Annotated in this window: 12 protein-coding genes and 1 pseudogene; 8 read left to right on the top strand and 5 right to left on the bottom strand. The window is 69.9% G+C overall.

What is annotated here, in order from left to right; translation table 11 throughout:
* Positions 1 to 118: 118 nt before the first annotated feature.
* Entirely contained in the window at positions 119 to 844 is a 726-nt protein-coding gene (locus AB0F82_RS33800; RefSeq protein WP_362634567.1) for a DUF5324 family protein, read from the bottom strand.
* A 147-nt stretch (positions 845 to 991) separates the two neighbouring features.
* On the opposite strand from AB0F82_RS33800, the gene AB0F82_RS33795 reads away from it, so the two are divergent.
* A complete protein-coding gene (locus AB0F82_RS33795) occupies positions 992 to 1,519 on the top strand; it encodes a peptidylprolyl isomerase (protein WP_031155984.1) in 528 nt (175 codons plus the stop codon).
* 142 nt (positions 1,520 to 1,661) lie between these two features.
* Positions 1,662 to 2,537, top strand: coding sequence for a rhomboid family intramembrane serine protease (locus tag AB0F82_RS33790; protein WP_362634564.1), 876 nt, complete (start codon positions 1,662 to 1,664; stop codon positions 2,535 to 2,537).
* Positions 2,538 to 2,652: 115 nt separating this feature from the next.
* Here AB0F82_RS33790 and crgA read toward each other — a convergent pair whose 3' ends face one another.
* On the bottom strand, positions 2,653 to 2,907 hold the full coding sequence (crgA, locus tag AB0F82_RS33785) for a cell division protein CrgA (RefSeq protein WP_031155982.1): 255 nt from the start codon (positions 2,905 to 2,907) through the stop codon (positions 2,653 to 2,655).
* 91 nt (positions 2,908 to 2,998) lie between these two features.
* On the opposite strand from crgA, the gene AB0F82_RS33780 reads away from it, so the two are divergent.
* The 6 genes and pseudogenes from AB0F82_RS33780 (at position 2,999) to AB0F82_RS33755 (ending at position 6,997) form a co-directional block, all read left to right on the top strand.
* Positions 2,999 to 3,772: a DUF881 domain-containing protein gene (locus AB0F82_RS33780; RefSeq protein WP_356814449.1), complete on the top strand. Its 774-nt coding sequence runs from the start codon at positions 2,999 to 3,001 to the stop codon at positions 3,770 to 3,772.
* Positions 3,744 to 4,526, top strand: a complete 783-nt coding sequence (locus tag AB0F82_RS33775) for a class E sortase (RefSeq protein WP_362634560.1) — start codon at positions 3,744 to 3,746, stop codon at positions 4,524 to 4,526. The genes AB0F82_RS33780 and AB0F82_RS33775 overlap by 29 nt, the downstream gene beginning before the upstream one ends.
* An 89-nt stretch (positions 4,527 to 4,615) precedes the next feature.
* The gene (locus tag AB0F82_RS33770; protein WP_030011120.1) at positions 4,616 to 4,792 is read left to right on the top strand and encodes a hypothetical protein; all 177 of its coding nucleotides are present in this window, start codon (positions 4,616 to 4,618) and stop codon (positions 4,790 to 4,792) included.
* Positions 4,789 to 5,427 carry an aminodeoxychorismate/anthranilate synthase component II gene (locus AB0F82_RS33765; protein WP_356814451.1) on the top strand — a complete coding sequence of 213 codons (639 nt, stop codon included), beginning with the start codon at positions 4,789 to 4,791 and terminating at the stop codon, positions 5,425 to 5,427. The genes AB0F82_RS33770 and AB0F82_RS33765 overlap by 4 nt, the downstream gene beginning before the upstream one ends.
* A pseudogene (locus AB0F82_RS33760) lies at positions 5,409 to 6,257 on the top strand (class E sortase); the annotation flags it as partial. The gene AB0F82_RS33765 and the pseudogene AB0F82_RS33760, both read left to right, overlap by 19 nt.
* A gap of 14 nt (positions 6,258 to 6,271) precedes the next feature.
* Positions 6,272 to 6,997 carry a class E sortase gene (locus AB0F82_RS33755; RefSeq protein ID WP_362634556.1) on the top strand — a complete coding sequence of 242 codons (726 nt, stop codon included), beginning with the start codon at positions 6,272 to 6,274 and terminating at the stop codon, positions 6,995 to 6,997.
* A gap of 220 nt (positions 6,998 to 7,217) precedes the next feature.
* On the opposite strand, the gene pknB is transcribed toward AB0F82_RS33755, so the two are convergent.
* From pknB to AB0F82_RS33740, 3 genes are all read right to left on the bottom strand, one after another.
* Positions 7,218 to 9,254, bottom strand: coding sequence for a Stk1 family PASTA domain-containing Ser/Thr kinase (pknB, locus tag AB0F82_RS33750; RefSeq protein ID WP_356814453.1), 2,037 nt, complete (start codon positions 9,252 to 9,254; stop codon positions 7,218 to 7,220).
* 195 nt (positions 9,255 to 9,449) lie between these two features.
* Positions 9,450 to 10,916 (bottom strand): peptidoglycan D,D-transpeptidase FtsI family protein, encoded by a 1,467-nt coding sequence (locus tag AB0F82_RS33745; protein ID WP_362634554.1) that lies wholly within the window; start codon positions 10,914 to 10,916, stop codon positions 9,450 to 9,452.
* Positions 10,913 to 12,337, bottom strand: a complete 1,425-nt coding sequence (locus AB0F82_RS33740; RefSeq protein WP_362634552.1) for an FtsW/RodA/SpoVE family cell cycle protein — start codon at positions 12,335 to 12,337, stop codon at positions 10,913 to 10,915. Before AB0F82_RS33740 ends, AB0F82_RS33745 begins: the two co-directional genes overlap by 4 nt.
* Between the last annotated feature and the right edge of the window lie 23 nt (positions 12,338 to 12,360).

Here is a 12,360-nt window from a genome sequence, read left to right as displayed (position 1 = left end):
TTGTAGTTCCTGGTGGTTCACCACCCCGCCGCCCGCTCCCCGCCTGCGGGGCGGGCGCCCCCCCCCCCCCCCCGGGCGGGCCCCCCGGGCCCTTCCCCGTCCGCGGAACTGAACGTGCCTAGTGGCCGGGGCCCGGCTCCGGTTCCGAAGAACCGGCCCCGCGCTCCTTCTCCGCCAGCTCGTCGTCGAAGCTCGCCGGTGCGGCGTCCCGGTCCGACAGCTCGGTCGCCGCCGGCGGCTCGACGAGCCAGTCCGGGTTCGACTGCTGGTCCCACCACCGCCACGCCAGGTAGGCGCCGGCCGCGAGCAGGCCCACCAGGGCGGCCCCGCGCAGGGCCCGGCCGCGGCGCTGTGCCCGCTCGTGCTTGCGCACGAGCTTCTGCACTTCCTTCGCCGTCACCTGGCCGCGCAGCGCCGCCAGCGCCGCGGTCGACCGCGCTGCGGCCTCCTCGGCCACGGGGGTGGCGGCCGCGAGGGCGCTCTCGATCCTCGGCTGTGTGTAGTCGGCCGCCTGACGGGCCGCCAGACGCGTCTGGTGGACCGCCTTCGTCGCAGCCCGGTCAACGGGTGGCGGCACGTGCGCCCGCGCCGCCTTCAGGCGTGGGTGCAGATGGCAGTCGTAGGTCATCCGGGCTTGGCGCGCGGCGCCGGTGGCAGCCTGGGACACCATCGGCGACAGCCGTTCGTTGGCCTCATGTGCGTAGTGCGCCGCAGCGTCCCTGGCGGATTCCGCGTACGGCGCCACCATTTCAGCCGCGTACCGCACGCTTTCCTTGGCGCTCTCGGCTGCCAGGCGCGCGCTGTCCTTGCCGGTCACGGGATCCTCCTCCTCGGTGGCGGACACAGTTCACCTTTCCACCCTTTGTCGGATCATGCCTGCCACAGCCTCGAGAGGCATGCGTGACAGGGCATACGGGTGGAGGATTTCAGTGCCGCGGAGCGCTCCGTGCGACCATCTGGACCGACAGTGATGACTATGGAAGGCAGATCCGTGGCCGAGAAGCTCTACGCCACCCTGAAGACCACCCACGGCGACATCGAGATCGAGCTGCTGGAGAACTTCGCTCCGAAGACCGTCCGGAACTTCGTCGAGCTCGCCACGGGCGCCCGCGAGTGGACCCGTCCCACGGACGGCCAGAAGACCACGGACCCCCTCTACGACGGCACCGTCTTCCACCGCGTCATCAGCGGCTTCATGATCCAGGGCGGCGACCCGCTCGGCAACGGCACCGGCGGTCCCGGCTATGCGTTCGCGGACGAGTTCCACCCCGACCTGGCCTTCACCAAGCCGTACCTGCTCGCCATGGCCAACGCCGGCCCGGGCACCAACGGCTCGCAGTTCTTCATCACCGTCGCCCCCACCGCCTGGCTGACGCGCAAGCACACCATCTTCGGCGAGGTCACCGACCCCGCGAGCCGGAAGGTCGTGGACGCCATCGCCGCCAGCGCCACCAACTCGCGCACCGAGCGGCCGCTGGAGGACGTGATCATCAAGTCCGTCGTCGTCGAGAAGCGCTGACGGACCGCCCCGCTCACCGCTCCGCCCGAGCCGCCCGGCTCCGCCCCGGTCCGCCTCCGGGAACCTTTCCGCCCCGCCCGTCCGTACTGGATACGTACCGCACCGGCGGGGCGCACCCCCCTGCCGCCGACCGAGGGGACCGATGGACACCGACCGTCTGCCCGGCTGCTACCGCCACCCGGACCGCGACACGGGGATCACCTGCACGCGCTGCGAGCGCCCCATCTGTCCCGAGTGCATGATCAGCGCGTCGGTCGGCTTCCAGTGCCCCGAATGCGTCCGCGAGGGCTCTGGGACCGGGCACCGCCCCACCGCCAACGCGGCGCGCACCATCGCGGGCGGCGTGGTCGCCGAGGATCCCCAGCTGGTCACCAAGATCCTCATCGGGATCAACGCCGCGGTCTTCTTCGCCGGCCTGCTGGCCCCGGCGTCGGCGGTGCAGCTGCAGCTGCTCGGCGGGTACGTCGACTACCCCGGCGGCCCCCTCCGGGGCGTCGCCGCAGGCGAGTACCACCGACTGCTGACCTCGGTGTTCCTGCACGTCGAGTGGTGGCACATCATCAGCAACATGATCGCGCTGTGGGTCATCGGCGGTCCGCTGGAAGCGGCCCTCGGCCGCAGCAGGTACCTCGCCGTATATCTGCTGTCGGGCCTGGGCGCGAGCGCCCTCGTCTATCTCCTGACCGAGCCCAACGTCCCGACCGTCGGTGCGTCGGGGGCGATCTTCGGCCTGCTCGGCGCGACGGTGGTGCTGGCGCGGCGGCTGCGGTACGAGATGCGGCCGCTGATCATCATGGTCGTGCTGATGCTGGTGCTGACCTTCGTACCGTTCGGCGGCTACCTGCGCGTGTCCTGGCAGGCCCACGTGGGCGGTCTGATCACCGGTGCGCTGGTCGGGCTGGGCATGCTCACGCCCACCGCCGCGAAGCATCGATCACTCGTCCAGTGGGGCACCTGTGCGGTGGTGTTCCTGCTGGCAGCAGGGCTGATCATGCTCCGTACGGCGGAACTCACCTGATCACACCGGCGTCAACTCTCCACAGAGTTATCCACAGATCTTCTGTCTTTTCCTCAGGTGTGGATGACGCTGTGGATAACTCATGGGGAGAGCTTCCGTCAGGGACTGCGGCGTGCTACTTCCACTGCGTGGAAACGCCGAATCCCGCCGCGATGAAGCCGAAACCGACCACGATGTTCCAGTTGCCCAGAGCCTCGACCGGCAGCTGGGTCTCGGTCACGTAGAAGACGACGATCCACGCGAGACCGATCAGGAAGAACGCGAGCATGACCGGGGCGACCCAGCTGCGGTTCGTCAGCCGGATGCTCTGCGGCTGCCGCGCGGGCGGCGGCGTGTAGTCGTCCTTCTTGCGGATACGTGACTTCGGCACGAGGGGCTCTCCTGTCGATGCGCTGGGGACCTTGCCTGCCCCGGGCGTCCGTTAGCGTAGTGGACCTGTGGCGTTGAAGGAGAAGGGTACGTTGAGCAATTCAGACGACTCCTCCGCGGGTCCCCGTCGCCGGGCCAGGCCGGTCCGGTTGCTGACGGCCGCCGTCTTCGCCCTCGCCGGGCTGCTCTTCGTCACCAGTTTCAACACGTCCAAGGGTACGAACATCCGGACGGACGCCTCCCTCCTCAAGCTGTCGGACCTGATCAAGGAACGCAGCCAGGACAACGCCGAGCTGGAGGAGAGTACCGGGGTGGCCCGCAGCCGCGTGGACGCCCTCGCCGACCGCGACGACGGCAGCACCAAGGCGGAGGACGCGAAGCTGGCCGCCCTGCGTGCCGCCTCCGGCACCGAGGAGCTCTCCGGCAAGGGCCTGACCGTCACCCTCAACGACGCCCCGCCGAACGCCACCGCCCGCATCCCCAACGTGCCCGAGCCGCAGCCCAACGACCTCGTGATCCATCAGCAGGACCTCCAGGCGGTGGTGAACGCCCTGTGGCGGGGCGGCGCCGAGGGCATCCAGGTCATGGACCAGCGGCTCATCTCCACCAGCGCGGTGCGCTGCGTGGGCAACACCCTGATCCTCCAGGGCCGGGTCTACTCGCCGCCGTACAAGATCTCGGCCGTCGGCGACCCCGCGGCGCTGAAGAAAGCCCTCGCCGCCTCCCCCGCCCTGCAGAACTACCAGCTGTACGTGAACGCCTACGGCCTGGGCTGGAAAGTGGACGAGCACAAGGCGCTGACACTTCCCCCCTACTCCGGCACAGTGGACCTCCACTATGCGAAGCCGGTGGCCACCACCCCGTGACCGGGCCCGTCCCGACGTCGTACTGCGCCTGGCCGTACGGGCGTTCAGCGAGGTGTGCCTGACCGCCGGCACGCTGATCGTGCTCTTCGTCGCCTACGTCCTGCTCTGGACCGGGGTCGAGGCGGACCGGGCCGCGGACGGCGAGATGGCCCGGCTGCGCGACCGCTGGGCGGCAGGAGCCCCGTCGGCGGCCGCCTCGGCGGCCCCGTCAGCGGCTCCGGCCGCGACCTCCGGGCCCGCCCCGCCACCGGCCGCTTCCGCCGCGCCGGAAGAGCCGCGGTACGCCCCCGGCCGGGCCTTCGCCGAGATGTACGTCCCGCGCTTCGGCCCGGACTGGGTCCGGCCCGTCCTGGAGGGCACGGACGCCGAGCTGCTGAAGAAGGGCCTGGGCCACTACGCCTCCACCGCCCGCCTCGGGGCCGTCGGGAACTTCTCCGTGGCCGGCCACCGCCGCACCTACGGAGATCCCTTCAAGGACTTCCCGAAGCTGCGTCCGGGGGACGAGGTGGTCCTCAGGGACGCGGGCACCTGGTACACGTACACGATCCGCGGCGGGCCCCTGCGCACCGTGCCCACCGACGTCGGGGTGGTCGACCCGGTCCCGCCGAAGTCCCCCTTCACCGCACCCGGCCGGTACCTCACGCTGACCACCTGCGACCCGGAATGGGGACACAGCCACCGGCTGGTGGTGTGGGCGGAACTGACCGGGACGCGCGCCGGCGGACAGGGCCGACCGGGGGGTTCGTCCAGGTGACCCCCTCCGCCGGGCCGCTGGCTTTAGTCTGTTCGCGTACCGCCCCCGCGGTGCAGTGAACGAATGTGGACGAAAAGGAATCAGGCGGCATGTACGGCTGGATCTGGCGGCATCTGCCGGGCAACGCGTGGGTACGCGCGCTGATCTCTCTCGTACTGGTCCTCGCCGTGGTCTTCGTGCTGTTCCAGTACGTCTTCCCATGGGCCGAGCCGCTCCTTCCGTTCAACGACGTGACGGTGGACGAGGGATCGGGAGCCACTCCGTGAGCGCACGCATTCTGGTGGTAGACAACTACGACAGCTTCGTCTTCAACCTGGTCCAGTACCTCTACCAGCTCGGAGCCGAATGCGAGGTGCTGCGCAACGACGAGGTCGCCCTCGCCCACGCGCAGGACGGCTTCGACGGCGTACTGCTCTCCCCCGGGCCGGGCACTCCGGAGGAGGCGGGCGTCTGCGTCGACATGGTCCGGCACTGCGCCGACACCGGTGTCCCCGTCTTCGGCGTGTGCCTCGGCATGCAGTCGATGGCGGTCGCCTACGGAGGCGTCGTGGGCCGGGCGCCCGAGCTGCTGCACGGCAAGACCTCGCCCGTGGAGCACGAGGGCCTGGGCGTCTTCGAGGGACTGCCCTCGCCGTTCACCGCGACCCGGTACCACTCCCTCGCGGCCGAGCCCGCGACCCTGCCCGACGTCCTGGAGGTCACGGCCCGGACCGAGGACGGGATCATCATGGGCCTGCGCCACCGGGAGCACGACGTCGAGGGCGTGCAGTTCCACCCCGAGTCGGTGCTGACCGAATGGGGCCACCGCATGCTCGCGAACTGGCTGGTGCGCTGCGGTGACGCGGGCGCGGTGGAACGGTCGGTGGGGCTGGCCCCGGTGGTGGGCAAGGCCGTCGCGTGACCGCGGTCGCGCCGTCCGCGCCCACGGAGGGCCGGGCCGCGCGACGCAGGGCAGCTCAGGAGGCCGCCAAGCGGGCCGCCAGGAACACCCGGAGGCGGGGCGGGCGGCGGGGCGGGCGGCGGCGCAAGCGGCCGGCGTCCGGCGGCCCGGCGGTCATCGCGAGCCGGCTGGGCGGGGAGCTCTTCATCACGGCGGGCCTGGTGATGCTGCTGTTCGTCGCCTACCAGCTCTGGTACACGAACGTGCTGGCCGAGCGGACGGCGAACGGCGCCGCCGGCTCCCTGCTGCAGAACTGGGAGCGCCGGCCGGACGGCGGCGCCGCCGCACCGCCCGTGACGGCCTTCGAGCCGGGCCAGGGCTTCGCCATCCTCCACATCCCCAAGCTGGACGTGAAGGTCCCCGTCGCCGAGGGCACCAGCAAGGCGAAGGTGCTGGACAAGGGGATGGTCGGGCACTACGGCGAGGGCGCGCTGAAGACCGCGATGCCGGCCGACAAGCAGGGCAACTTCGCGGTGGCCGGACACCGCAACACCCACGGAGAGCCGTTCCGCTACATCAACCGGCTGGTGCCCGGGGATCCCGTCGTGGTCGAGACCCGGGACGCCTACTACACGTACGAGACGACCTCGTCGCTGGCGCAGACGCCGCCGACCAACGTCGGGGTGATCAAGCCCGTGCCGGAGGGCTCGGGGTTCACTTCCGAGGGCCGGTACATCACGCTGACCACCTGCACCCCTGAGTTCACCAGCACCTACCGGATGATCGTATGGGGCAGGATGACCGAGGAACGCCCCCGCAGCCAGGGCCCGCCGCCCGCGCTGACCAGCTAAGGACGAATCAAGCAGTGTCTCGTGCCAGCCGCCGCGCCGCGGCCCCGCCCGCCGGCAGCCGCAGTGTGCTCGCCGGATTCCTGAGCCTGCTGGGCGAGGTACTGATCACGGTGGGCCTGGTGCTGGGCCTCTTCGTGGCCTATTCGCTGTGGTGGACGAACGTGCTCGCGGACCGGCACGCCGCGGCGCGCGGCGACGAGATCCGCCGGCAGTGGCAGGACCCGGCCCCCGGGCAGGCCGGGCCCGGAGCACTGGACACCCGGGGCGGGGTCGGCTTCCTGCACGTCCCGGCCATGAAGAACGGCGAGGTGCTCGTCAAGGCGGGCACCGCGCCGGACGTCCTCGACGACGGCGTCGCCGGCTACTACACGGAGCCCGTGAAGTCGGCGCTGCCGTGGGACGAGAAGGGCAACTTTTCGCTCGCCGCGCACCGCGACGGGCACGGCGCGAAGTTCCACAACATCGACAAGGTGAAGAACGGCGACGCGGTCGTCTTCGAGACCAGGGACACCTGGTACGTCTACAAGGTCTTCGCCGAGCTGCGCCAGACCTCGAAGTACAACACCGACGTGATCAACGCGGTCCCCAAGGAGTCCGGCAGGACCGCCCCGGGCCGCTACATCACGCTGACCACCTGCACGCCGGTCTACACCTCGAAGTACCGGTACATCGTGTGGGGCGAGCTGGTCCGCACCGAGAAGGTCGACGCGAAGCGCACGCCCCCGGCGGAGCTGCGCTGAGCCAGGCCCTGGAGGCCCCCAGAGCCCCCAGGGGCCCCCAGGAGCCACTGCGAGAGTCCCCAGGCCACAGGATCCCCAGGCGCACCCGACAGGGCCGCAGGCGGACGTCTGGCGGCACATCGGAGCCGGTCGTACGAAGCCACCAGCCGTACGAAAAGGTCCGGCCCCTCTCGACCGGAGGGGGCCGGACCTCATTCCTGCGCTGGTACCGCGGTCGGCGCTAGCGGCGGCCTCCGCCGCCGGTCAGGCCGCCGAAGAGGCCGCCGTTGTTCCCGCCGTCCTGCTGTCCGGCGACGGTGAACAGGTTCACGGCCTGCCCCGAGGTGCCCGGGGTGCCGGGCTGCGGGTCGGTGCCGAACACGATCGCGTTGTCGTCCGACGGACCGGTGACGATACCGACCCGCAGGTTGGCGCGCTTGAGGTCGTCCTTGTACTGGCCCACGGTGCGGTTGGCGAAGGGCGGGACGACGGTGGCCTGGGCGGCCTTGGCGATGCTGATGTTCACCGTCTTGCCCTGCTCCAGCTGCTGGCCCGCCGCGAACTGCTGGCTGATGACCGTGCCCGGAGCTGCTCCCGGCTGCTGGTCGGACTCCGTGACGCTGCCGAGCCGCAGGTTGACGGCCTTGAGCGCCTTCTCCGCCTCGTCCTTGGTCTTGCCCTTGAGCTCGGGGACCTCGGACTTGGACTGCTCCTTGGCGACCGTCAGCGTGATCACGCTGTTCTTCTCCGCCTCGGAGCCGGCCTTCGGGTTCTGCTCCAGGACGGTTCCCGGGGTGCGCTCGGACTCCTGGTTCTTGCGGTCGACCTGGAAGCCCTTTTCCCGCAGCGCCTTCTCCGCGTCCTCGAACTTCATGTTGAGCACGTCGAGGACGGACACCTTCGGGGCGCCCGAGGAGATGGTCACCGTGACCGTGGATCCCTCTTCGACCTTGAGGCCGGCCGCCGGGTCCTGCTTGCAGACGTTGCCCTTGGGCTGGTCGTCGCAGGGCTCGTCGGCGCCCTTGACCACCTTCAGCTTGGAGTTCACGCCGCTCTTCGTCGCCACTTCCAGGGTCTGGCCGACGAGTTTGGGCACGGTGGGCCGGTTGTCGGCCGTGTCCCCGAAGAGGGAGCGGCCGATGAGGATCGCGCCGACCAGGACGAGGATGCCGGCCGCCACGAGCAGCACGGTGGACGCCCTGCTCTTCTTCTGGTTCTGGCGGCGGTTCGAGCCCTGGTCGTAGCCGCCGTGGCCCTGGTCGCCGTAGCCGTAGCCGCCGTCGCCCGGGGGCATGGGCGGCATCATCGACGTCTGGGCGCCCGCGTCGGTGGCGCGCAGGGCGGTGGTGGGCTGGTCGTAGCCCTGCGGGCCGTAGCCGTGCCCCTGGTCCGGGTAGCCGTAGCCGGCCGCGCCCATGGCGGCGGTGGCGGCGACGGGCTGGCCGTCGAGGCAGGCCTCGATGTCGGCGCGCATCTCGTCCGCCGACTGGTAGCGGTAGTCGGGGTCCTTGACCAGTGCCTTGAGGACGATGGCGTCCATCTCGGGGGTGATCTCGGGGTCGAAGTTCGACGGGGGCTGCGGCTCTTCCCGTACGTGCTGGTACGCCACGGCCACCGGGGAGTCGCCGACGAACGGGGGTCGCACGCTGAGGAGCTCGTAGAGCAGACAGCCCGCGGAGTAGAGGTCGGAGCGCGCGTCGACCTGCTCGCCCTTGGCCTGCTCCGGGGAGAGGTACTGGGCGGTGCCGATCACGGCGGCCGTCTGCGTCATGGTCATGCCGGAGTCGCCCATGGCGCGGGCGATGCCGAAGTCCATGACCTTGACCTGGCCGGTGCGGGTCAGCATCACGTTGGCGGGCTTGATGTCGCGGTGCACGATGCCGGCGCGGTGCGAGTACTCGAGGGCCTGGAGGATGCCGATGCACATCTCCAGCGTGCGCTCGGGCAGCAGCTTGCGGCCCGAGTGCAGCAGTTCGCGCAGGGTGGAGCCGTCGACGTACTCCATCACGATGTACGGGATGGAGATGTTGTCGACGTAGTCCTCGCCGGTGTCGTAGACGGCGACGATCGCGGGGTGGTTCAGCGACGCGGCCGACTGGGCCTCGCGCCGGAACCGGGCCTGGAAGGACGGGTCGCGGGCGAGATCGGCACGCAGGGTCTTGACGGCGACGGTACGGCCGAGCCGGGTGTCGTGGGCGAGGTAGACCTCGGCCATGCCACCGCGGCCGAGCACGTGGCTCAGCTCGTACCGGCCGCCGAGGCGACGCGGCTCTTCCATAACGTTGCAGCCCTCTCCGTCAGTCCCGACCGCACCTGTGTGTGGTCCGGCGGTGTGCTGTTCGCGCAAAGGCTACCGGCCGATCGTCCGTGATCGGTTCGTGGCCACAGGCTGATACTGGACCGGTACCGTACGCTCGGATCCGGGTCGGATTCAGTGACCTGCGTCACGTATTCCGGCCTGTGATCCCCCTGTTCACCCCTGGCTTCCCAGCACCGCTTCCATGACCGCCTTGGCGACGGGAGCGGCGAGACCGCCACCGCTGATGTCGTCGCGGGCGGTGCCCTCGCTGTCCTCGATCACGACGGCGACGGCGACGGGCGAAGTGCCGTCCGGGTTCTCGGCGTAGGAGATGAACCAGGCGTACGGGCGCTTCTTGTTGCCCTCGCCGTGCTGGGCGGTACCGGTCTTGCCGCCGACCGTCACGTTCTTGATCCTGGCCTTCTCGCCGGTGCCCTTCTCGACGACGTTGACCATCATCTGCTGGACCTTCTGCGCGTTGCCCGCGGACAGCGGCCGGCTCATCTCCTGCGGCTCGTGCTTCTCGATGATGTCCAGGTTGGGAGCCGTGAGGTTGTCCACCATGTAGGGCTTCATCAGCTTGCCGTCGTTGGCGATCGCCGCCGTGACCATGGCCATCTGCAGCGGGGTGGCGGCGGTGTTGAACTGCCCGATCGCGCTCTGGGCGTTGCCGTCCTTGCCCATCTTCTTGTCGTAGACGCTGGCGAAGGCGCGGACCGGAGTGTCGATCTTGTCGTTGTTGAAGCCGAACTTCTCGGCCGTCTCCACCATCTTGTCGCGGGTGACCTTGTCGCCGAGGTTCGCGAAGACGGAGTTGCAGGAGATGCGCAGCGCCTCGTTGAGGCTGGCCTTCTCACAACCGGTGTGGGAGTTGGGCAACTGGGTCTTGGTGCCCGGGAGGATGTACGGCTCGGGGGTGTCCGTCGGGTCGTCGATCCCCTGGACCACGCCGTGTTCCAGCGCGGCCGCGGCGGTGACCACCTTGAAGGTGGAGCCGGGCGGGTAGGTCTCGCGCAGGGCGCGGTTGACGAGCTTCTTGTCCTCGCTGTCCTTCAGCTCGTTCCACGCCTTTCCGTCCGCCGTGGAGTTGCCGGCGAAGCTGGACGGGTCGTACGACGGCGTGGAGACCAGCGCGAGGATGGCACCGGTGCGCGGGTCGATGGCCGCGACCGCGCCCTTCTTGGTGCCCAGCTTCTCGAAGGCGGCCTGCTGCGCGGCGCGGTTGAGCGTGGTGACGACGTTGCCGCCCTGCTTCTTCTCGCCGGTGAACATGCCGATGGTGCGGTCGAAGAACAGCCGGTCGTCGTTGCCGGTGAGGATGCCGTCCTCGAGCGATTCGAGCTGGGTCGCGCCGAAGGCCTGCGAGGCGTACCCGGTGACCGGGGACCACAGCGCCCCGTCCTTGTAGGTGCGCTTGTACTTGTAGTCGCTGCCGTCGGTGACCGTGGAACCGGTGATCGGCTCGCCCTGGACGATGATGTTGCCGCGCTCGGTGGCGTACTGGGCGATCTGGACCCGTCGGTTCTCCTTGCGCGTGCTGAGTTCCTCGGCCTGGACGTACTGCAGCCAGTTGGTCCGGATCAGCAGCGCGAGGACGAGCAGCCCGCAGAACAGCGAGATGCGGCGCAGGGGCTTGTTCATGACGGGCGGACCACCTGGGTCATCTCGGAGTCGGGGGACGGGGCGGGAGCCGGTGCCGGGCGGCGGGCGGTGTCGCTGATCCGGATGAGGACGGCGATGAGGATCCAGTTCGCGAGGACGGAGGAACCGCCGGACGCGAGGAAGGGCATCGTCATGCCGGTGAGGGGGATGAGCCCCATGACTCCGCCGGCGACGACGAAGATCTGGAGCGCGAAGGCGCCGGAGAGGCCGATGGCGAAGAGCTTGCCGAAGGGGTCGCGGGCGGCGAGGGCGGTGCGCACGCCCCGCTCGATGATGAGCCCGTAGACCAGCAGGAAGGCCATTACACCGGAGAGGCCGAGCTCTTCGCCGACGGTGGAGAAGATGAAGTCGGAGTTGGCGGCGAAGCCGATGAGGTCGGAGTTGCCCTGGCCCCATCCGGCGCCGAGGACCCCGCCGGAGCCGAAGCTCATGATGGACTGGCCGACCTGCTCACAGGCGCCCGAGGTGGCGTAGCAGCCGAAGGGGTCGAGCCAGGCGTTGACGCGGGCCTGGACGTGGCTGGCGAAGGAGGCCACCACGACCGCGCCGCCGACCGACATCAGCAGACCGATGACGATCCAGCTGGTGCGCTCGGTGGCCACGTACAGCATGATCACGAACATGCCGAAGAAGAGCAGCGAGGTGCCGAGGTCGTTCTCGAAGACCAGCACCAGCAGGCTCATCGCCCAGATCATCAGGATCGGGCCGAGGTCGCGGCCGCGCGGCAGGTACAGGCCCATGAAGCGGCGGCTGGCCAGCGCGAGCGCGTCGCGCTTCACCATCAGGTAGCCGGCGAAGAAGATCGCAATGACGATCTTGGCGAACTCACCGGGCTGGATGGAGAAGCCGCCGACGCTGATCCAGATCTTTGCGCCGAAGACGTCGGCGCCCAGGCCCGGGACGACGGGCAGGATCAGCAGCACCAGCGCGCCGGCCATGGAGATGTACGTGAACCGCTGCAGGACGCGGTGGTCCTTGAGGATCAGCAGTACGGCGGCGAACAGGGCGATCGCCAGCGCGGTGTACATCATCTGGCGGGGCGCGGAGGGCGAGAAGTCGCCGAAGCTGCGCTTGGCGAGGTTCTGCAGCCGCTGGGACTGGTCCAGGCGCCAGATCAGGACGACGCCGAGGCCGTTCAGCAGGGTGGCGAGCGGCAGCAGCAGCGGGTCGGCGTACTTCGCGTACCGGCGTACGACGACGTGCGCTATCCCGGCGAGGACGGCGAAGCCCGCCCCGTACGCGAACATGCCGGGGGGCAGCTCGCCGTGGATCGCCAGACCCACGTTGGCGTAGGCGAAGATCGGGATGACCACGGCGAAGGCGAGCAGCACGAGCTCGGTGTTCCGCCGGCTCGGCAGCTCGATGGCGCCGATGGTGGTCGTATTGGTGACAACGCTCATGGTGTGGCAGGCCCCCTGTGCCC

Origin of the sequence: Streptomyces virginiae (assembly GCF_040638905.1) — a bacterium.
Taxonomy (GTDB): domain Bacteria; phylum Actinomycetota; class Actinomycetes; order Streptomycetales; family Streptomycetaceae; genus Streptomyces; species Streptomyces virginiae_B.
The sequence above is the reverse complement of the archived record's forward strand: the minus strand, read 5'-3'. Positions and strand labels throughout refer to the sequence as shown.